Below are 20,602 nucleotides of genomic sequence, written 5' to 3' on the forward strand. Positions count from 1 at the left end.
TCATCAGTCTTCTTCGCTATCCTGTTACGATGCCGCGATAAACAGCTCACGCAGCTGATGCAACTGGTCACGAATTTGCGCCGCTTCTTCGAACTCCAGATTCTGCGCGTGTTGCATCATCAACCCTTCCAGCTCATGGATTTTCTGCTGCAACGCTTTAGGCGACATATCCATCGGCACATTATCCGGCTCAACAATCGGGCGCGATTTTCCTCTGCCCTTCGCTTTGGTTTTGGCAATGTTCTGCCCCAGCGCCAGGATATCGACCACTTTCTTGTTCAAGCCTTGCGGCGTAATTCCGTGTTCCTCGTTGTACTTCTGCTGTTTCTCACGGCGACGTTCGGTTTCGCCAATCGCTTTCGCCATTGATGGGGTGATCTTATCGCCGTAGAGAATCGCTTTACCGTTAACGTTACGTGCCGCACGACCAATGGTCTGGATCAACGAACGTTCGGAACGCAGGAAGCCTTCTTTGTCAGCGTCGAGGATCGCCACCAGCGACACTTCCGGCATATCCAGACCTTCGCGCAGTAAGTTGATCCCTACCAGCACGTCGAACTCACCCAGACGCAAGTCGCGGATAATCTCCATACGTTCGACGGTGTCGATATCTGAGTGAAGATAACGCACGCGCTCGCCATGTTCTTCGAGATATTCGGTAAGATCTTCCGCCATCCGCTTGGTCAGTGTGGTGACCAGTACGCGTTCGTTAATTGCCGCTCGCTGACGAATCTCCGAAAGAAGATCATCAACCTGTGTCGCCACCGGCCGCACTTCGATAATCGGGTCAAGCAATCCGGTTGGACGCACCACCTGATCCACCACATCGCCGCCGGATTTTTCCAGCTCGTAATTACCCGGCGTCGCCGAAACATAGATGGTTTGCGGCGCTAATGCTTCGAACTCTTCAAACTTAAGCGGACGGTTATCCAGCGCTGATGGCAGGCGGAAGCCGTACTCCACCAGTGTCTCTTTACGCGCCCGGTCACCGCGATACATGCCGCCAATTTGTGGAATGGTGACGTGAGATTCATCGACGACCAGCAGCCCATCGGCAGGCAGGTAATCAAACAGCGTCGGCGGTGGCTCACCCGGTCCACGACCGGAGAGGAAGCGCGAGTAGTTTTCAATCCCCGAACAGTAGCCCAGCTCGTTCATCATCTCCAGATCAAACTGGGTACGCTGGGTCAGCCGCTGCTCTTCCAGCAGTTTGTTGTTTTCCAACAGCACTTTGCGTCTGGCGGCCAGCTCTTCTTTGATCTCCTCCATCGCCTGTACGATGCGCTCGCGCGGTGTGACGTAGTGCGTTTTCGGGTAGATGGTAAAACGTGGAATAGTGGAAACAATCTGCCCGGTCAGCGGGTCAAATAACGACAATCGTTCCACTTCCTCGTCAAACAGTTCCACGCGAAGTGCAATGTCATCCGATTCTGCCGGGAAGATATCTATCACCTCGCCACGAACGCGGAAAGTACCACGCTGGAATGCTTGATCATTACGAGCGTATTGCAGCTCCGCCAGTCGGCGCAGAATCGCGCGCTGATCGATAATCATACCGACCGTGAGATGGAGCATCATCTTGAGATATAAATCAGGATCGCCCAGACCATAAATCGCGGAAACAGACGCCACCACAACCACATCACGCCGCTCCAGCATCGCTTTGGTGGCGGACAAACGCATCTGCTCAATATGTTCGTTAACCGAGGCATCTTTCTCAATGAAAGTGTCGGAACTCGGTACATAGGCTTCCGGCTGATAGTAGTCGTAGTAGGAAACGAAATATTCCACCGCGTTTTCCGGGAAGAACTCTTTCATTTCGCCATACAGCTGGGCCGCCAGCGTTTTGTTGGGCGCAAGTACCATGGTTGGGCGCTGAAGGTCAGCAATGACATTGGCAATGGTGAAGGTTTTCCCTGAGCCAGTCACGCCAAGTAACGTCTGGTGCGCCAGGCCATCTTCCAGCCCCTCTTCGAGACGTCGAATCGCCTCTGGCTGATCGCCAGAAGGTTTAAAAGCGGAATTCAGTTTGAACGGTTTACTCATGAGTCGCTACCTGAAGGAGTTGGGCGGGCAGGTATGTAATTTTACTCGTCGTACTTAATTATGCCAACAAATTATACTGGATAAAAAAACAGTTCATCACCATAATATTTCTGATACAGCGTAAACTCCGCTGTCAATCATGAGCAAAATTTACTCTGTGGCGAGATAAAACTCCGGCCTTACCGGGTTATCCCCAAAGCAACGGCTTTTTTAACATTTGTCAAGATGAGTGATGACAGTTTTATGGCAAGAGATGCCTGTTCAGTGACTGCCATTGCATTTATCTAACCAGTTAAAAAATAAAAGATATTTCTTTGAGCCGTCTTTAACGCCAATTCGCGTGCAAGCCGCGTATTCTCTCGCTTGCCTCGTGTTTTCTAACTCTAATACACATGGTTATCCACAGGAATAGTGGATAACTGTCTCCAGCCCCTATCCCCCGCCGCCTGGGCAATTCCCACATTCGCCGCATGAGGCGGAAGTAAAATTTTTTTCGTGATTATTTTAGAATTTAATTGGTTAAATTGCAGTCAATCGAAGACGCGATCTCGCTCGCAATTTAACCAAATACAGAATGGCTACAACAAGGCAAGGTTTATGTACTTTCCGGTTGCCGCATTTTCTGGATTTTCTGCAAGCCAGGGGATCTCTCCCAGCAGCGGCGCGGGAATCATGCGGGTGAGCGTGGTCATATATTCAGCGTGACGTTTTCCCGGAGGCGTAACATCGTTCGCCACCCAACCCGCCAGAGTCAGTCCGGCGTGTTGTATTACCTGTGCAGTCAACATCGCGTGATTAATACAGCCGAGTTTCACACCAACTACCAGTATCACCGGCAGTTGTTCCTGTGTTACCCAATCTGCAAAAGTGAAAGTGTCAGAAAGCGGCGTAAACCAGCCGCCAGCACCTTCCACTAACACCCAGTCAGCCTGTTGTTCAAGCGCGCGTAATCCGGCGCTCATTACCAATGATTCTATCGGTCTGCCCTCTTGCGCGCTGATGATGTGCGGCGAAGTGGGTTCTGCGAAGGTGTAAGGATTTACTGTTGCGTAATCCAGCTGCAGGCTGCTGTTGCGCTGTAACGCCAGCGCGTCGCTATTGCGTAAACCTTCCGGGGTCTTTTCGCTGCCAGAGGCGACCGGTTTATAACCTGCCGTCCGGTAGCCTGCTGCCTTTGCGGCTTGTAAAAGTGCACAACTGGCGACAGTTTTCCCCACTTCGGTATCCGTTCCGGTGACAAAATAACGTTTACTCACGAGCAATCACTCCCAAAAAAAGATGATACGTCAGAGGATATCGCCCCTGCTGTTGCGGCCAGGCCAGTTGCAATCGCTGCAACTGCGAACGCGTTAATATTCGCGGGTCGCGCCCTTCATGAAGATGCGTGGCACCGATGCCTTTCAGCGAACGCATGGCACTGAGCGCATCATCAAACCACAGCGTGATGGGCTGAATATGATGTTGATAATGCACGCCGTTCAGCGACTGTTCGATTTCATCTGGCGGTAAAAAGCGATTAGCATGCGGACGCTCGTCCACCGCCTGCCACGCCTGATGCAGTTCGGGTAACGATCCCTGCACCAGCGTGGTAAACGCGACCACGCCTTTGGGGCGCACCACCCGATACAGCTCGCGGAGTGCCGTGGATAAATTACCGCACCACTGCACTGCGAGATTGCTCCATGCAAGATCGAACGTCGCAGTCGCTAACGGCAGGGATTCGATATCTCCCGCCAGATAATGGTCTGCGGCATCCTTCTGGCGTGCCTGAACAAGCATTGGCGGCGAGAGATCTAAGGCCGTCACCTGCGCGTGACGTTCCCGCCAGTGGCGGCTCATCCAGCCAGGTCCACAACCCGCGTCCAGTACGTGGGTGTATTTACGCTGTGGAAGCATTGCCAGTAAGGCGTCAGCACTCTGGCGCTGTAGATCTGCATGTTGCTCATAGTGTGCGGCTGCCCGACCAAATGCCGCTGCAATGGCTTGTTTATTAACCGTTGCCATGCAGCACCTCCAGCAGACGGTCGATATCCTGCATTTCATGCGCAGCGGTTAGCGTTAAGCGCAGTCGCGCAGTACCAGCGGGTACGGTTGGCGGGCGAATCGCCGTGACCCAGCAGCCTTGCTGGCGCAGTTTTTCTGCCAGTTGTAACGCACGGCTGTTATCACCGACAATCAATGGCTGGATGGCGCTGCATGAATCAGCAAGCGTAAACGGCAAATCCTGTACTCCGGCACGAAAACGCGTAATGAGTGCCGCCAGTTTTTCGCGCCGTGCATCACCCTCATCACTGCGAATGACCGCCAGCGACGCACGTAATGCCTGCGCCTGAGCGGGCGGCATACTGGTGCTGTAGATAAGGTGGCGGGCGAATTGCAGCAGATAATCCGCCACCGTACTGGAGCAAAGCACCGCTGCCCCGCTGACGCCAAATCCTTTGCCAAAAGTCACTACCAGCAATTCTGGTTTTACCTTTTGCAGCCAGCAGCTGCCGCGCCCCTGCTCCCCGATAACGCCCGTGCCGTGGGCATCATCGACCATCAACCAGCCATTGTGCTGTTGCGTTACCTGCTGGATTTCCGCCAGTGGCGCACTATCGCCGTCCATGCTGAACACGCCTTCTGTCACCACCATTTGCTGCCCCGGACAGGGGGAAGCAAGCAATCGCGCCAAATGAGTGACATCGTTATGAGCAAAACGGCGAAGCTGCGACGGGCTTAAACTGGCAGCTTCCAGCAATGAGGCATGGCTAAGCCGGTCGGCAGCAATACGGTCCTCTTTCGCCATCATCGCGGCAATAACTGCCTGATTAGCGGCGAAACCAGAGATAAACAGCAGTGCCCGCGAATAGCCAAGCCACTCGGCCAGCTCTTCTTCCAGTGCCTGATGCACCACGCTATAACCGCTGACGTGACCGGAGCCGCCGCTACCGATGCCAAATTGCTCCGCCCCCTGCTGCCAGGCACGGATAATTTGCGGATGATGGCTTAAACCTAAATAATCGTTACTGGAAAAGTTCAGATACTGGCGATCATCCGCCACCAGCCAGCGTCCGGCTCCTTGCGCCACCGGATAACGGCGACGCAGGGCATCGGCAGCACGCCGCGCATCGAGCGCCGCGTTGATTTTCTCCTGCCAGCTCATAATGCTGCCGCGTTGTAATATTCGTCGGTGTCCGGGGTCATCAGCGCCTGTTCAAGACGTTGCTGTTGTTCGTTATCCCCTGCCAGCACGGCAGTTTGCTGCGGATTTAGCCCCAGTTTGCGGAACAGTTGCAGGTCTTTATCTTCTTCCGGATTCGGCGTGGTCAGCAGTTTGCAACCGTAGAAAATCGAGTTTGCGCCTGCCATAAAGCACATCGCCTGAGTCTGTTCGTTCATCTGCTCGCGTCCGGCAGAAAGGCGCACGTAAGAGGTTGGCATCATGATCCGCGCGACCGCAATGGTGCGAATAAAATCAAAGGCATCGACATCATCGTTATCGGCAAGCGGCGTGCCTTTCACCTTCACCAGCATGTTGATTGGCACGCTTTCCGGCGGCGTCGGCAGGTTTGCCAGTTGCAGCAATAATCCGGCGCGATCTTTTACCGTTTCGCCTAAGCCCACAATGCCGCCAGAACAGACTTTGATCCCGGCATCGCGCACTTTTTCCAGCGTATCGAGGCGTTCCTGATAAGTGCGTGTGGTGATGATATTGCCGTAAAACTCCGGCGAGGTGTCCAGGTTGTGGTTGTAGTAATCCAGCCCGGCGTTCGCGAGGCGCTGCGCCTGAGATTCACTCAACGTGCCCAGCGTCATACACGCCTCCAGCCCCATCGCTTTTACCCCCTGCACCATTTGTTCCAGGTACGGCATATCGCGTTCGTGGGGATTCTTCCACGCCGCGCCCATACAGAAGCGCGTCGATCCTGCCGCTTTCGCTTTGCGCGCCGACTCCAGCACCTGTTCAACTTCCATCAACCGCTCGGCTTCCAGCCCGGTTTTGTAGCGCGAGCTTTGCGGGCAGTATTTGCAATCTTCCGGACAAGCTCCGGTCTTAATCGACAGCAACGTGCTGACCTGCACCTGACGAGGATCGAAATGCTGGCGATGCACCTGCTGCGCTTCAAACAGCAGATCCAGCAACGGTTTTTCAAATAATTCTGTGACTTGCGACAATGTCCAGCGTGGGCGGTGAGCCATGGGGCTTCTCCAAAACGTGTTTTTTGTTGTTAATTCGGTGTAGACTTGTAAACCTAAATCTTTTCAATTTGGTTTACAAGTCGATTATGACAACGGACGATCTTGCCTTTGACCAACGCCATATCTGGCACCCATACACATCCATGACCTCCCCTCTGCCGGTTTATCCGGTCGCGAGCGCCGAAGGTTGCGAGCTAATTTTGTCTGACGGCAGACGCCTGGTTGACGGTATGTCGTCCTGGTGGGCGGCGATCCACGGCTATAATCACCCGCAGCTTAATGCGGCGATGAAGTCGCAAATTGATGCTATGTCGCATGTGATGTTTGGCGGTATCACCCATGCGCCCGCCATCGAGCTATGCCGCAAACTGGTGGCAATGACGCCGCAACCGCTGGAATGCGTTTTTCTCGCGGACTCCGGCTCCGTAGCGGTGGAAGTGGCGATGAAAATGGCGTTGCAGTACTGGCAGGCCAAAGGCGAAGCGCGCCAGCGTTTTCTGACCTTCCGCAATGGTTATCATGGCGATACCTTTGGCGCGATGTCGGTGTGCGATCCGGACAACTCAATGCACAGCCTGTGGAAAGGCTATCTGCCAGAAAACTTGTTTGCTCCCGCCCCACAAAGCCGTATGGATGGCGAATGGGATGAGCGCGATATGGTGGGCTTTGCCCGCCTGATGGCGGCGCATCGTCATGAAATCGCGGCGGTGATCATTGAGCCGATTGTCCAGGGCGCAGGCGGGATGCGCATGTACCATCCGGAATGGTTAAAACGAATCCGCAAAATATGCGATCGCGAAGGTATCTTGCTGATTGCCGACGAGATCGCCACTGGATTTGGTCGTACCGGGAAACTGTTTGCCTGTGAACATGCAGAAATCGCGCCGGACATTTTGTGCCTCGGTAAAGCCTTAACCGGCGGCACAATGACCCTTTCCGCCACACTCACCACGCGCGAGGTTGCAGAAACCATCAGTAACGGTGAAGCCGGTTGCTTTATGCATGGGCCAACTTTTATGGGCAATCCGCTGGCCTGCGCGGCAGCAAACGCCAGCCTGGCGATTCTCGAATCTGGCGACTGGCAGCAACAGGTGGCGGATATTGAAGTACAGCTGCGCGAGCAACTTGCCCCCGCCCGTGATGCCGAAATGGTTGCCGATGTGCGCGTACTGGGGGCCATTGGCGTGGTCGAAACCACTCATCCGGTGAATATGGCGGCGCTGCAAAAATTCTTTGTCGAACAGGGTGTCTGGATCCGGCCTTTTGGCAAACTGATTTACCTGATGCCGCCCTATATTATTCTCCCGCAACAGTTGCAGCGTCTGACCGCAGCGGTTAACCGCGCGGTACAGGATGAAACATTTTTTTGCCAATAACGAGAAGTCCGCGTGAGGGTTTCTGGCTACACTTTCTGCAAACAAGAAAGGAGGGTTCATGAAACTCATCAGTAACGATCTGCGCGATGGCGATAAATTGCCGCATCGTCATGTCTTTAACGGCATGGGTTACGATGGCGATAATATTTCACCGCATCTGGCGTGGGATGATGTTCCTGCGGGAACGAAAAGTTTTGTTGTCACCTGCTACGACCCGGATGCGCCAACCGGCTCCGGCTGGTGGCACTGGGTAGTTGTTAACTTACCCGCTGATACCCGCGTATTACCGCAAGGGTTTGGCTCTGGTCTGGTAGCAATGCCAGACGGCGTTTTGCAGACGCGTACCGACTTTGGTAAAACCGGGTACGATGGCGCAGCACCGCCGAAAGGCGAAACTCATCGCTACATTTTTACCGTTCACGCGCTGGATATAGAACGTATTGATGTCGATGAAGGTGCCAGCGGCGCGATGGTCGGGTTTAACGTTCATTTCCACTCTCTGGCAAGCGCCTCGATTACTGCAATGTTTAGTTAATCACTCTGCCAGATGGCGCAATGCCATCTGGTATCACTTAAAGGTATTAAAAACAACTTTTTGTCTTTTTACCTTCCCGTTTCGCTCAAGTTAGTATAAAAAAGCAGGCTTCAACGGATTCATTTTTCTATTTCATAGCCCGGAGCAACCTGTGAACACATTTTCAGTTTCCCGTCTGGCGCTGGCATTGGCTTTTGGCGTGACGCTGACCGCCTGTAGCTCAACCCCGCCCGATCAACGTCCTTCTGATCAAACCGCGCCTGGTACCTCTTCTCGCCCGATTCTGTCGGCAAAAGAAGCGCAGAATTTCGATGCTCAACACTATTTTGCATCCCTGACACCAGGTGCTGCAGCGTGGAATCCTTCCCCGATTACCCTGCCTGCGCAACCTGAATTTGTTGTCGGCCCGGCGGGCACTCAAGGTGTAACGCATACCACGATTCAGGCGGCGGTAGATGCGGCAATTATCAAGCGTACCAACAAGCGCCAGTATATTGCCGTGATGCCTGGTGAGTATCAGGGAACGGTATATGTCCCTGCCGCTCCGGGTGGAATTACTCTGTACGGTACAGGTGAAAAACCGATTGATGTGAAGATTGGGCTTTCCCTTGATGGTGGCATGAGCCCTGCCGACTGGCGTCACGACGTCAACCCGCGCGGCAAATATATGCCAGGTAAACCAGCGTGGTATATGTACGATAGCTGCCAGAGCAAACGCAGCGACAGTATCGGTGTTCTCTGCTCTGCGGTCTTCTGGTCACAAAACAATGGCCTGCAACTGCAAAATCTGACCATCGAAAACACGCTGGGCGATAGCGTAGATGCAGGTAACCATCCGGCGGTGGCACTGCGTACTGATGGTGACCAGGTACAGATTAACAACGTTAACATTCTCGGTCGTCAGAACACCTTCTTTGTCACCAACAGCGGTGTGCAGAACCGTCTGGAAACGAATCGTCAGCCGCGTACGCTGGTGACCAACAGCTACATTGAAGGGGATGTGGATATCGTTTCTGGTCGCGGCGCAGTGGTGTTCGATAACACCGAATTCCGCGTGGTGAACTCACGTACTCAGCAAGAAGCGTATGTGTTTGCACCGGCTACGCTGTCCAACATTTACTACGGTTTCCTCGCCGTAAACAGCCGTTTCAATGCTTTCGGTGATGGTGTGGCGCAACTGGGCCGCTCGCTGGATGTTGATGCCAATACCAACGGTCAGGTGGTGATCCGTGATAGCGCCATCAACGAAGGTTTTAACACGGCTAAACCGTGGGCCGATGCGGTGATCTCTAATCGTCCGTTTGCGGGTAATACCGGCAGCGTAGATGATAACGACGAAATACAGCGCAATCTGAATGACACTAACTACAACCGCATGTGGGAATACAATAACCGCGGCGTGGGTAGTAAAGTGGTTGCAGAGGCGAAGAAGTAAGAGCAATTAACTATTTGCCGGATGCGGCGTAAACGCCTTATCCGGCCTACGGTTCGATGCGATTTGTAGGTCGGATAAGATGCGCAAGCATCGCATCCGACAATAAGTGCCGGATGCTGCGAAAATGCCTTATCTGGCCTACAGATTCGATGCGATTCGTAGGTCGGATAAGATGCGCAAGCATCGCATCCGACAATAAGTGCCGAATGCGACCTACATTCACATGGCGCTTTTTACATCTGACGGTTTTTATTGAAGTTAATCAAACTACCCGCCTTGATAATCTCGCGCTCTTCAGCAGTCAGACTTTCCATATAGAGCGTAATTTCCGTTACCGGCGCATCTTCATGGATCACATAACCTTTAAACGTCGTACCCGGATTATCCAGCGCCGCTTTAATGCCAGGGATGTAAATGTAATCCCCCACTTCAAAGGTTGGCACTTCTGCCATCTGCAGCGGTAACATCCCCCAGTTGATGACGTTAGAACGGTAGCGTTTAGTCGCGTACTCTTCGGCAATATTCGCCAGACCGCCAATCACACGCTGGCAGCTCGCCGCCTGTTCACGCGCAGAACCATCGCCTGGTTTCACCGCATATACCATGCTGCCAATTTCAGTTTGCAGCGGATCAATATGCTCCTGACCAGCAATCTGCTTAATGCGCGCAAACACCTCTGTCAGCTCGCTGACATTCCCCGCCAGACGCTGATTTTCCAGCTCAGCAGTCGCTTTACTTCTGCCAACATAACCGGGATCGCGGCGTGACAGGGTAAACTCCGCCAGACCAATCGGATTTGAACGATAAGAAGAGGTTTCACCGGAAGGAATCAGTTCGTCGGTGGTGGTCACTTCGTCGAGGATCTTCGAGCACACTTTCAGGACGATATTGTCAGTCAGCGCACCCAATTCCGGCCAGTCTTTAATGTTCGGTCCGTAAATCAGCGGTTGCTGAGTTGCCCCTTTCACAAAGCCCTGATAAACGCGATTTTTATACGGCGTTACATCGAAGGCGTACTCCGGCACGTTGTCCCAGCAATCAAGTTCGCTGGCAGAGGTTAAATAGCCACCGTTTGCCGCAGTCGCAGCGATAGAACGAGCGTCCATCAACGCCACCGCTGACATCTGCCCATTAGCTGGCTTAGAGCCTTCGCGGTTCGGGAAGTTACGCGTGGTGTGGCGAATACTCAAACCGTTGTTGATTGGCGTATCGCCCGCGCCAAAGCATGGGCCGCAGAACGCGGTTCTGATGATTGCGCCTGCGCCAATCAAATCTGCTACCACACCTTTTTTGGCGAGATCCATAAACACCGGCTGTGATGACGGGTAAACTGCCAGCGAGAAGGTGTCATTGCCACAGGATTGACCGCGCAGTGCATTCGCCGCCGCGATGACGTTTTCGTAGTTACCGCCAGAACAGCCCGCGATAATCCCCTGCTGCACTTTCAGGCGACCATTTTCCACTTTATCCAGCAGCGAGAGTTTGGCTTTACCGTGCGCCACGCGTTCGGACTCAATTTCAATCTCACGCAGAATGTCGGTCAGGTTCTGGTTCAGTGTGTCGATTTCATACACGTTGCTCGGGTGGAACGGCAGCGCAATCATTGGTTTGATGGCGCTTAAATCAACGCTGATGCAGCCATCGTAGTACGCCATCGGTTGAGGGTTAAGCTGGCAGTAATCCTGGCCGCGACCGTGCAGCGCCAGCCAGTTATGCACTTCTTCATCAGTTTGCCAGACGGAGCTTAAACAGGTGGTTTCCGTGGTCATCACGTCAACGCTGTTACGGAAATCGGTAGAGAGCGCGCTAACGCCCGGTCCAACGAACTCCATGACTTTGTTTTTGACGTAACCGTTTTTGAACACCGCGCCAATGATAGCCAGCGCCACATCCTGTGGCCCCACATACGGCGCAGGTTTTCCGGTCAGATGCACCGCAACCACGCCCGGATAGTCGATATCCCAGGTGTCATTAAGCAGCTGTTTTACCAACTCACCGCCGCCCTCACCGACTGCCATTGTCCCTAATGCACCGTAACGGGTGTGGCTGTCTGACCCGAGGATCATTTTGCCGCCGCCTGCCATCATCTCACGCATATATTGATGGATGACCGCAATATGCGGAGGCACAAAAATACCGCCATAACGCTGGGCCGCCGATAAACCAAAAACATGGTCATCACCGTTAATAGTGCCGCCGACGGCGCAGAGTGAGTTATGGCAGTTGGTCAGCACATACGGCAGCGGGAAACGTTCCATACCGGACGCTTTAGCGGTCTGTACAATACCAACAAAGGTAATATCGTGAGAGGCTAATGAATCAAACTTAATTTTAAGTTTATCCATATTTCCGGACGTATTATGCGAAGAGAGAATAGACCAGGCAATAGTGCCTTTTTTGGCTTCTTCTTTTTTAATTTCGCCGGTGAAATGTTCTTCGGCAATTATTTCGTTATTACTGGCGAGAAACACGCCTTTTTCAGATAACTTGATCATCAAATGCTCCAGATATCTGCGCACCGTGAAGTGCGCAGAAAGATAATAAATGGATATACTCTAAATAATTCGAGTTGCAGGAAGGCGACAAGCGAGTGAATCCCCAGGAGCTTACATAAGTAAGTGACTGGGGTGAGCGAACGCAGACGCAGCACATGCAACTTGAAGTATGACGAGAATATTTACAGCATGTTCCAGCCGATCAGCATATTCCACCACCACACGCCGAGGGTGATATGCACCAGGAAGGTTAATATCGTCAGTACCGCACCGACCAACCACCAGGATTTAATATCGTTGTAACCCACGCCAAAGATGACCGGACCTGCCGCGCCGCCATAGTGAGTAACCATGCCGCCATAGGAGTTGGAGAACAACAGTGCCAGCGCGGTTAACATTAACGGTGCGCCGGAGACGTTCGCCAGCATGGCAAATACCGGTAACATAGCAACGATATAGGCACTACCGGAAGCGAAGAAATAACGCACGATGATGCTGAGGAAAATAATAACGAAGAAAGCAACGTTACCGTGACCATCAAATGCCAGGTTATTTTTAAAGACTTCAGCTAACCATTCGAAAAATTTAACTTTCGATAATAAGGAGCTTAAGCCGATAATACCGCCGTACCAGATTAAGGTATTCCAGCCGCCTTTATTTTTAACCACGTCTTCCCAGGTAACGATACCCAGCAGCAGCATGGTCGCCATAACAACGATTGCCACAGTGGATTCATCAACCCCCAGAGACTTACTGAAAATCCAGCCCAGTAGCGCCAGCACAAAGACACCGAGCAGCATTTTTTCGCGGATTTTCATCGGTCCCAGTTCGGCAAGGCCCGCTTTGGCGATGGTTTTGTTATCCACCTTCTTAATTTCTGGCGGATACATGGTATAAATCACCAGCGGGGTGACCAGCAGCATAATGATGCCCGGCAATCCGGCGGCCAGTGCCCATCCACCCCAGCTAATTTGCAGGTGCAGAATGTCGTTGATCATTTTCAGCGCCAGAATGTTCCCCGCCATTGCGGTAAAGAACATATAGCTGGTGGTTTTGGTGACCATGTAAATGGACATCATCAGGTAATGTCCGACACGACGCGGACTTTTTTCCGGTTCGGACCCCAAAGCCACCGCCACGCTGTTGATGATCGGTAACACAATGCCGCCCGCACGCGCGGTGTTAGACGGTGTTGCCGGAGCCAGTACCAGATCGAGGAATACCGTAACGTAACCCAGACCCAGCGTGGTGTTACCGATTTTACCAATCAGCAGATAGGCAATACGTTTACCTAAACCGGTGGTCACAAATGCGGCGCTTAAGGTAAACGCCGAGAACACCAGCCAGGTAGTACCTGAAGAGTAACCGCTTAATACGGCGGTGGTCTTAAACGCACCGTCGGATAAGTTACCGACCACCACCATTGAGGCAGCAACGGCAATTAACAGTACGACAGGTTCCGGGAAAGGCTTGATAACCAGACCCACAATGGCCGCCAGGTAAATACCAAAAAGCACCCACGCCAGTTCGCTTAATCCTGCCGGAGCTGGCATAAAACCAATAATACATGGGATCGCTAATATCAGAATTAGCTTCCATAACGATTTCTTATTCATTTAAAATCCTGTTCTTTCTGTATGACTCATACAGAAGTCCTTTATTGATTGTCCTTATCCTGACAACGAATTTTTTCAGGGAAGATAAACTTCACCGGAAAATATTTTTCTGGTTGTCCGAATAACAGATGCGCGTAACGTCGTGGCATCCTGACCTTCATTACTTAAATGAACGTCGAGCGCACCACTGGGGTGTTCAATATTGATATTGCCATATCCTACAGAAGGGACGATTTGTCGGGTGACGGTGCCTTCCAATGCACAACTACTGGAAATAGCAATAGCACCGGTTATCGCCAGCGCGCGATGGCAAGAATGCGGCATAAAATAACGCACATTAATTGCCCCGCCTTTCTGCGCTGGAGAAATAAGCACAGGTTTAGGGATAACCATATTACTGACATCACCTAAGCCCATTGCTTTACCCGCTTGTAGCCGGATAGATTCAATGCGGGCTAATAATGCTTTGTCGGCATCCAGTTCCGCCGGTAATTCATAACCTGTTTTTCCCAGATATTCAGCCGGAATAATGACGACTGGCATCGCCATATCGATACAGGTCACCGGGACATCGTCAAAATAATCAATCTGATTATCAGTCGGGAAAACTTTTCCGGTTTTCGTTCCAGCGGCATTCAGGAAAGTGAGCGCAACCGGTGCGGCAGTACCCGGTACGCCGTCAATTCTGGCGCTACCCTCGTACTCGACAACACCATTTGGCGTTTGCACATCAGCTTCGATGAACGTACCCGTATTGACGTTGCGGATACGTACACGGGTAACTGGCGAAGTCGCTGCAATCAAACCATTTTCAATGGCGAATGCCCCTACGCCAGACAGCATATTGCCGCAGTTAGGCGTGGTATCGACACGTTGCTCATGGACGATAACTTGAGCAAACAGATAATCGACATCAGCACGCGGATCGCTGGAACGGCTAATAATGGCGACTTTACTGGTCAGTGGATTACCGCCGCCAATACCGTCAATTTCCAGATCGTTACCGGAACCCATAATTGCCATCAATATTTTATCGCGCTGCGTTTGATCTTCGGGTAAATGTTCCGCTAACAGGAACGCGCCCCTCGAGGTTCCACCTCGCATCATCACGCAGGGTATTTTTTTCATAATAATGCCCTCAATTTAAAAACATAACTTATTGCGATATGGTTACATTAAGGACAAAGCATCTCTAATGACTTTAGCTCAACGATTAATAACTTTTTTTCATTAATTTAAGTTGGCTAAATGCAGTTAAAATTTTTAACGACCAGCCACCCAAAATCGTCGCTTCCATTTTCCGGAGTAATAATGAAGCATGAATTATCAAGTATGAAGGCATTTGTCATACTGGCAGAGTCCAGTTCATTTAACAATGCCGCTAAATTACTCAATATTACGCAACCTGCATTAACGCGAAGAATAAAAAAGATGGAGGAAGATTTACATATTCAACTATTTGAGCGTACAACTCGCAAGGTTACGTTAACAAAAGCAGGAAAAAGGTTGCTCCCGGAGGCGCGGGAATTAATAAAGAAATTCGATGAAACGCTTTTTAATATTCGTGATATGAATGCTTATCATCGTGGTATGGTGACGTTAGCGTGTATTCCGACCGCAGTATTTTATTTTTTACCGCTGGCAATCGGTAAATTTAATGAGCTGTATCCCAATATTAAAGTGCGGATTCTGGAACAAGGCACGAATAATTGCATGGAATCGGTGCTGTGTAACGAATCAGACTTTGGCATAAACATGAACAACGTCACAAATTCATCCATTGATTTTACCCCACTGGTCAACGAGCCATTCGTGCTGGCCTGTCGGCGTGACCATCCATTGGCCAAAAAGCAGCTTGTAGAATGGCAGGAGTTAGTGGGTTACAAAATGATTGGCGTACGTTCCTCCAGCGGCAACCGATTGTTGATAGAACAACAGCTAGCCGACAAGCCCTGGAAGCTGGACTGGTTTTACGAAGTGCGTCATCTTTCGACGTCATTAGGACTAGTGGAGGCAGGACTGGGGATTTCGGCGCTTCCTGGTCTGGCAATGCCCCATGCGCCCTATTCTTCGATTATTGGTATCCCACTGGTGGAACCCGTTATACGTCGGACATTGGGGATTATTCGCCGCAAAGATGCCGTGCTTTCTCCGGCAGCTGAACGCTTTTTTGCCTTGCTGATTAATTTGTGGACTGACGATAAAGACAATTTGTGGACCAATATCGTCGAACGCCAGAGACATGCGTTACAGGAGATAGGTTAATACACCGGCGCAGGAGAGACTGCGCCGGTTAAATCAGCGGTTAGTGTGCGTTAACCACCACCCACATTGGTCCCTGCCCGACCGCATAACGGCCTTTTTCATGCAGTAGTCCCTGCTCGCCAACAATTTCGTATACCGAGATGTGGTGAGATTTTTGCCCGGCGGCAATCAGATACTTGCCGCTGTGATCAACATTGAAGCCGCGCGGCTGGGTTTCCGTTGGCTGGAAGCCTTCTTTACTCAACACGCTGCCATCTTCCGAAACGCTGAAAACGGTAATCAGGCTGGCGGTACGGTCGCAGGCGTATAAATGGCGACCATCCGGGGTGATATGAATATCAGCCGCCCAACGGGTGTCGGAGAAGTTTTCCGGCATCATATCCAGCGTCTGGACACATTCGATATTACCGTGCGGATCTTTCAGTTCCCAGACATCCACTGAGCTGTTTAACTCATTGACGCAATACGCATATTGTTCGTTTGGATGGAATACCATATGACGCGGGCCGGCCCCTTCAACGGTGGTCACTTCCGCAGGGTCCTGCGCCACGAGATGACCATCATCGCTGACCGTAAACAGGCAAATGCGATCCTGCTTTAATGCCGGAACCCACAGCGTACGGTTGTCCGGTGAGATATTGGCGGAATGGCAACCGTCCAGCCCCTCGACCACATCGACGACGCCCACTGGCAGGCCATCTTCCAGACGCGTTACGCTCACGTTACCCGCATTGTAAGAACCTACAAAGACAAACTGCCCCTGGTGATCGGTGGAAATATGCGTCGGACTACCCGGCAGCGCAGACTCTGCGGCAAAGGTCAGTGCGCCATCGTCCGGGGCGATACGATACGCCAGGACGCGAAACTCAGGGCGAACACCAACATAGAGATAACGTTTGTCCGGGCTGACCACCATCGGCTGCACCTGCCCCGGCACATCGACAACCTGTGTCAGCGTCAGTGCGCCTTCATGATTCAGGTTCCAGACGTGAATTTGCTGGCTCTCAGGGCTGGCGATATAAACTGTTTGCTTCATGAATGCTCCTTTGCATTTAGCAACTGACTGTAACAGCTAAAATTAGTCGCTTTTGGCGGTGAATGCTGAATTAAAACGCAGAATTTTGTCCGATAGTGGTATCGGTGTACCATTCGCGCAGACGAAAATTCTTAACCTTAATCTGGAATACGCCATGACCACACGCGTGATTGCTCTCGACTTAGACGGCACCTTATTGACCCCGAAAAAGACCCTGCTTCCTTCATCGATAGAAGCCCTGGCCCGCGCTCGCGAAGCAGGCTATCAATTAATCATCGTCACAGGTCGCCATCACGTCGCTATTCATCCTTTTTATCAGGCGCTGGCGCTGGATACACCTGCTATTTGCTGTAATGGCACCTATTTGTATGATTATCATGCAAAAACCGTGCTGGAAGCGGACCCAATGCCCGTTATTAAAGCCCTGCAACTCATTGAGATGCTGAATGAACACCACATTCACGGTCTGATGTATGTCGATGATGCAATGGTCTATGAGCACCCGACCGGGCATGTCATTCGCACATCTAACTGGGCGCAAACCCTGCCGCCGGAACAGCGTCCGACTTTCACACAAGTCGCTTCTCTGGCTGAAACGGCGCAACAAGTTAACGCCGTATGGAAGTTCGCCCTGACGCACGATGACCTGCCGCAATTGCAGCATTTTGGTAAGCATGTCGAACATGAACTGGGACTGGAGTGTGAATGGTCCTGGCACGATCAGGTTGATATTGCACGCGGCGGCAACAGCAAAGGTAAACGTTTGACGAAATGGGTTGAGGCGCAAGGTTGGTCGATGGAAAACGTCGTGGCATTCGGCGATAACTTTAATGATATCAGTATGCTGGAAGCCGCTGGTACAGGCGTGGCGATGGGCAACGCCGATGACGCGGTAAAAGCGCGCGCCAACATTGTGATTGGTGATAACACCACCGACAGCATTGCCCAGTTCATTTATAGCCACCTGATTTAATCAGGCGGTTATCGACACACTTTTAATTTGCGCGTACAGCCACAGGCCAGGTTTGATCGCCAGTTCATCCCTGGCCCACGGGCTGATACGCGCCCACAGCGTTTTACCGCCGACTTCCAGTTCCACTTCCACCTGGCCGTTGTCGTCATAACTATTAACAACTTTTGCCCGCAATACGTTACGAATGCTGGTTTGCTGCGGCGGTTGTAAAACCAGAGAAACATCGGAAGCCTGAATGCGGATACGTAGCGCAGCTTGCAGCGGTTCGTCCAGCTTATTGACCCACAAATGCTGATCGCCCAGCGCCAGCGCGGTCATCGCGTAATGCGGATGATGCTCAAGCACCGTCACTTTCAGAATGCTACTTTGTTGCTCTTTCGGCAGCCACGGATTCATCACGCTACTGCCCCACACTTCCTCCAGCGCGCCAAAGGCTTTCACCTGACCGTTTTCCAGTACCATCACTCTGTCTGCCAGATGGAGGATCTCATCCAGCGAATGGCTGACATACAACATCGGAATGTTGATTTCCCGTGTCAGCCGTTGCAGATAAGGCAACAGTTCGCGTTTACGCGGAATATCCAGTGACGCCAGCGGTTCATCCAGCAACAGCAATTCCGGTGCTGTCAGCAAAGCCCGACCAATCGCCACGCGCTGTTTTTCGCCTCCGGACAGGCTGCCTGGTAAACGGTCAAGCAACGGTTCAATGCCTAAAAGCGCCACCAGCTTATCGAACTGATCGACCATACTTTTCGACATGCCGTAGCGCAGATTGCCACGCACTTTGTAATGCGGGAACAGCCGCGCATCCTGAAAAACATAGCCAACGCGACGCTTTTCCGGCGTCAGGCAGATACCTTTTTCGGCATCATTTAGTACCCGCCCATTGAGGACAATCCGCCCTTTTTGCGGGCGCGTCAGTCCACTGATGGCGTTAATCAGCGAAGTTTTTCCGGCACCGGAGACGCCAAAGATAGCAGTGATGCCATTGGCGGGCAGCGTTTCATTAATAGTCAGGCAATGGTTGCCCAACGTCTGGGAAAAATTCAGTTCCAGCATGATTAGCGCCCCGCCCGTTCACGGCTGATTCTGGCCAGCCATTCTGAAATCAACAGGGAGATCATCGCCAGCGCAATAGAAATAATGCACAGTCTCGCCGCTCCACTTTCCCCGCCGGGGGTCTGGATCAGGGTATACATGGCAGAAGGAATGGTTCGCGTTTCACCAGGAATGTTCGACACAAAGGTGATGGTTGCACCAAACTCACCGAGAGAACGAGCAAAAGCCAGTACCGTACCAACAATAATTCCCGGTAAGGTCAGCGGTAACGTGATAGTAAAGAAAACGCGCCAGCGCCCGGCCCCCAGTGTTCTTGCGGCCTGTTCCAGTTTGACATCAACCCCTTCCAGCGCCAGACGAATTGCCCGCACCATCAGCGGAAACGACATGACGGCGGCAGCGAGAACCGCGCCGCGCCAGCTAAAGGCGAAGGTAATACCAAACCAGTCATACAGACGTTCACCGATAAATCCGCGCCGTCCCATCGAAACTAATAATAAGTAACCGACGACCACGGGCGGTAACACCAGCGGTAGATGCAGTACGCTGTCGAGCAGAGCTTTGCCCGGAAACGTGCAACGCACCAGTAACCAGGCAAAAAAGATCCCAAACGGCAGGCTAAACAGCACAGCCAGGGAAGAAACTTTCAGACTTAATAAAACTGCCTGCCATTCTGGATCGGTCAGTATCATTACTTGATTGTAAATCCGTAACGTTTAAAGATTTCCGCTGCCTGCGGTCCCTTCAGATAATCATAAAATGCTTTCACTGTCGCATTGTTATGCCCTTCCACAACAGCAACCGGATATTCCACTTTTTTATGTGAATCTTCCGGGAAGGTGGCAACCACTTTTACCCCTTTGCTGGCAACTGCGTCAGAACCGTAGACAATGCCCAGAGGCGCTTCGTTACGTTCGACCAGCGCCAGCGCCCCACGAACATCTTCCGCTGGGGCCAGTTTCGGAGAGAGCGTATCCCATGCGCCCAGTTTTTGCAGTGCTTCTTTTGCATAAATGCCAGCGGGAACATGTTCCGGATCGCCAACCGCCAGGCGACCGCCATTCAGCAGTGAAGTCCAGTTGGTTTTGCTGTCGATGGTGAAATCTTTCTGCACGCTGGCTTTCGGTGCTACAACGACCAGGCTATTGCCGAGCAGTGTCTGACGCGTAGCTGTATCGATCGCTTTTTTATCAACCGCATAATCCATCCATTTCTGATCGGCAGAAATAAACAGATCCGCAGGCGCACCCGCTTCAATCTGACGGGCGAGAGTAGATGACGAAGCGAAAGAAGAAACCACATCCACGCCTTTCTCTTTTTTAAACTGCGTAGCAATGTCCTGCATTGCGTTAGTCAGTGATGCGGCGGCGAACACCGTGATTTTCCCTTCATCTGCCAGTGCATTGCCAGCAACAGCGAAAGAGAGTGCCGCCCCGGCAAACAAGTTCAACCATTTACGAGCCATTGGTAACCCCTTAATGTAACGTTATGTAGGCGACAATATAACGACTAACTCGGAATTTTCCCAGCAGTTATTGCTAACCTTTGTGAGGTAGATAAGAAAAAATATCGGCAGGAAAAGCA

At 51.9% G+C, this 20,602-nt stretch carries 17 protein-coding genes; 5 read left to right on the forward strand and 12 right to left on the reverse strand.

The features are described from left to right. Window positions 1–24: 24 nt before the first annotated feature. The 5 genes from uvrB to bioB form a co-directional block, all read right to left on the reverse strand. Window positions 25–2,046, reverse strand: a complete 2,022-nt coding sequence (gene uvrB / locus AB4H76_RS15530) for an excinuclease ABC subunit UvrB (RefSeq protein WP_000042533.1) — start codon at window positions 2,044–2,046, stop codon at window positions 25–27. Between the two features lie 578 nt (window positions 2,047–2,624). Next, entirely contained in the window at window positions 2,625–3,302 is a 678-nt protein-coding gene (gene bioD, locus AB4H76_RS15535) for a dethiobiotin synthase (protein WP_000044843.1), read from the reverse strand. Continuing rightward, the gene (gene bioC / locus AB4H76_RS15540) at window positions 3,295–4,050 is read right to left on the reverse strand and encodes a malonyl-ACP O-methyltransferase BioC (RefSeq protein WP_000246761.1); all 756 of its coding nucleotides are present in this window, start codon (window positions 4,048–4,050) and stop codon (window positions 3,295–3,297) included. Before bioC ends, bioD begins: the two co-directional genes overlap by 8 nt. Continuing rightward, a complete protein-coding gene (bioF, locus tag AB4H76_RS15545) occupies window positions 4,037–5,191 on the reverse strand; it encodes an 8-amino-7-oxononanoate synthase (RefSeq protein ID WP_000118826.1) in 1,155 nt (384 codons plus the stop codon). The genes bioC and bioF overlap by 14 nt, the downstream gene beginning before the upstream one ends. Continuing rightward, window positions 5,188–6,228 carry a biotin synthase BioB gene (gene bioB / locus AB4H76_RS15550; RefSeq protein WP_000951213.1) on the reverse strand — a complete coding sequence of 347 codons (1,041 nt, stop codon included), beginning with the start codon at window positions 6,226–6,228 and terminating at the stop codon, window positions 5,188–5,190. The genes bioF and bioB overlap by 4 nt, the downstream gene beginning before the upstream one ends. Window positions 6,229–6,314: 86 nt before the next feature. Between bioB and bioA the strand changes: the two genes are divergently transcribed. The 3 genes from bioA (at window position 6,315) to AB4H76_RS15565 (ending at window position 9,574) form a co-directional block, all read left to right on the forward strand. Then, window positions 6,315–7,604 (forward strand): adenosylmethionine--8-amino-7-oxononanoate transaminase, encoded by a 1,290-nt coding sequence (bioA, locus tag AB4H76_RS15555; RefSeq protein ID WP_001300379.1) that lies wholly within the window; start codon window positions 6,315–6,317, stop codon window positions 7,602–7,604. 58 nt (window positions 7,605–7,662) lie between these two features. Beyond that, a complete protein-coding gene (locus AB4H76_RS15560; RefSeq protein ID WP_000767389.1) occupies window positions 7,663–8,139 on the forward strand; it encodes a kinase inhibitor in 477 nt (158 codons plus the stop codon). Between the two features lie 151 nt (window positions 8,140–8,290). Then, window positions 8,291–9,574: a putative acyl-CoA thioester hydrolase gene (locus AB4H76_RS15565; RefSeq protein WP_001091587.1), complete on the forward strand. Its 1,284-nt coding sequence runs from the start codon at window positions 8,291–8,293 to the stop codon at window positions 9,572–9,574. 233 nt (window positions 9,575–9,807) lie between these two features. On the opposite strand, the gene AB4H76_RS15570 is transcribed toward AB4H76_RS15565, so the two are convergent. From AB4H76_RS15570 to AB4H76_RS15580, 3 genes are all read right to left on the reverse strand, one after another. After that, complete coding sequence (locus tag AB4H76_RS15570) at window positions 9,808–12,069, reverse strand: hydratase (protein ID WP_000593936.1); 2,262 nt, start codon at window positions 12,067–12,069, stop codon at window positions 9,808–9,810. A 182-nt stretch (window positions 12,070–12,251) separates the two neighbouring features. Beyond that, a complete protein-coding gene (locus AB4H76_RS15575; protein WP_001036475.1) occupies window positions 12,252–13,685 on the reverse strand; it encodes an anion permease in 1,434 nt (477 codons plus the stop codon). Between the two features lie 75 nt (window positions 13,686–13,760). After that, a complete protein-coding gene (locus AB4H76_RS15580; RefSeq protein ID WP_000723652.1) occupies window positions 13,761–14,813 on the reverse strand; it encodes a 4-oxalomesaconate tautomerase in 1,053 nt (350 codons plus the stop codon). A 183-nt stretch (window positions 14,814–14,996) separates the two neighbouring features. Here AB4H76_RS15580 and AB4H76_RS15585 point away from each other — a divergent pair, with 183 nt between their 5' ends. Continuing rightward, window positions 14,997–15,950 (forward strand): LysR family transcriptional regulator, encoded by a 954-nt coding sequence (locus AB4H76_RS15585; RefSeq protein ID WP_000679972.1) that lies wholly within the window; start codon window positions 14,997–14,999, stop codon window positions 15,948–15,950. Between the two features lie 40 nt (window positions 15,951–15,990). On the opposite strand, the gene pgl is transcribed toward AB4H76_RS15585, so the two are convergent. Next, window positions 15,991–16,986 carry a 6-phosphogluconolactonase gene (pgl, locus tag AB4H76_RS15590; protein ID WP_000815435.1) on the reverse strand — a complete coding sequence of 332 codons (996 nt, stop codon included), beginning with the start codon at window positions 16,984–16,986 and terminating at the stop codon, window positions 15,991–15,993. Between the two features lie 154 nt (window positions 16,987–17,140). Here pgl and ybhA point away from each other — a divergent pair, with 154 nt between their 5' ends. Beyond that, window positions 17,141–17,959: a bifunctional pyridoxal phosphate/fructose-1,6-bisphosphate phosphatase gene (ybhA, locus tag AB4H76_RS15595; RefSeq protein ID WP_001300666.1), complete on the forward strand. Its 819-nt coding sequence runs from the start codon at window positions 17,141–17,143 to the stop codon at window positions 17,957–17,959. Here ybhA and modC read toward each other — a convergent pair whose 3' ends face one another. The 3 genes from modC to modA are packed head-to-tail and all read right to left on the reverse strand — an operon-like array spanning window position 17,960 to window position 20,483. Continuing rightward, window positions 17,960–19,018, reverse strand: coding sequence for a molybdenum ABC transporter ATP-binding protein ModC (modC, locus tag AB4H76_RS15600; RefSeq protein ID WP_000891692.1), 1,059 nt, complete (start codon window positions 19,016–19,018; stop codon window positions 17,960–17,962). A gap of 2 nt (window positions 19,019–19,020) precedes the next feature. Beyond that, a complete protein-coding gene (modB, locus tag AB4H76_RS15605; RefSeq protein WP_000604034.1) occupies window positions 19,021–19,710 on the reverse strand; it encodes a molybdate ABC transporter permease subunit in 690 nt (229 codons plus the stop codon). Beyond that, on the reverse strand, window positions 19,710–20,483 hold the full coding sequence (modA, locus tag AB4H76_RS15610; RefSeq protein ID WP_000101984.1) for a molybdate ABC transporter substrate-binding protein: 774 nt from the start codon (window positions 20,481–20,483) through the stop codon (window positions 19,710–19,712). Before modA ends, modB begins: the two co-directional genes overlap by 1 nt. Window positions 20,484–20,602: the final 119 nt, after the last annotated feature.

This window comes from Escherichia sp. UTM R2 (assembly GCF_048593455.1).
Classification (GTDB): Bacteria; Pseudomonadota; Gammaproteobacteria; order Enterobacterales; family Enterobacteriaceae; genus Escherichia; species Escherichia coli.

What these genes read in the sequence shown, in the direction of transcription:
- uvrB (WP_000042533.1), bottom strand. Translation starts at nt 2,046, where the DNA reads ATGAGTAAACCGTTCAAACTGAATTCCGCTTTTAAACCTTCTGGCGAT.
- bioC (WP_000246761.1), bottom strand. Translation starts at nt 4,050, where the DNA reads ATGGCAACGGTTAATAAACAAGCCATTGCAGCGGCATTTGGTCGGGCA.
- bioF (WP_000118826.1), bottom strand. Translation starts at nt 5,191, where the DNA reads ATGAGCTGGCAGGAGAAAATCAACGCGGCGCTCGATGCGCGGCGTGCT.
- bioB (WP_000951213.1), bottom strand. Translation starts at nt 6,228, where the DNA reads ATGGCTCACCGCCCACGCTGGACATTGTCGCAAGTCACAGAATTATTT.
- bioA (WP_001300379.1), top strand. Translation starts at nt 6,315, where the DNA reads ATGACAACGGACGATCTTGCCTTTGACCAACGCCATATCTGGCACCCA.
- AB4H76_RS15560 (WP_000767389.1), top strand. Translation starts at nt 7,663, where the DNA reads ATGAAACTCATCAGTAACGATCTGCGCGATGGCGATAAATTGCCGCAT.
- AB4H76_RS15570 (WP_000593936.1), bottom strand. Translation starts at nt 12,069, where the DNA reads ATGATCAAGTTATCTGAAAAAGGCGTGTTTCTCGCCAGTAATAACGAA.
- AB4H76_RS15575 (WP_001036475.1), bottom strand. Translation starts at nt 13,685, where the DNA reads ATGAATAAGAAATCGTTATGGAAGCTAATTCTGATATTAGCGATCCCA.
- AB4H76_RS15580 (WP_000723652.1), bottom strand. Translation starts at nt 14,813, where the DNA reads ATGAAAAAAATACCCTGCGTGATGATGCGAGGTGGAACCTCGAGGGGC.
- AB4H76_RS15585 (WP_000679972.1), top strand. Translation starts at nt 14,997, where the DNA reads ATGAAGCATGAATTATCAAGTATGAAGGCATTTGTCATACTGGCAGAG.
- pgl (WP_000815435.1), bottom strand. Translation starts at nt 16,986, where the DNA reads ATGAAGCAAACAGTTTATATCGCCAGCCCTGAGAGCCAGCAAATTCAC.
- ybhA (WP_001300666.1), top strand. Translation starts at nt 17,141, where the DNA reads ATGACCACACGCGTGATTGCTCTCGACTTAGACGGCACCTTATTGACC.
- modC (WP_000891692.1), bottom strand. Translation starts at nt 19,018, where the DNA reads ATGCTGGAACTGAATTTTTCCCAGACGTTGGGCAACCATTGCCTGACT.
- modB (WP_000604034.1), bottom strand. Translation starts at nt 19,710, where the DNA reads ATGATACTGACCGATCCAGAATGGCAGGCAGTTTTATTAAGTCTGAAA.
- modA (WP_000101984.1), bottom strand. Translation starts at nt 20,483, where the DNA reads ATGGCTCGTAAATGGTTGAACTTGTTTGCCGGGGCGGCACTCTCTTTC.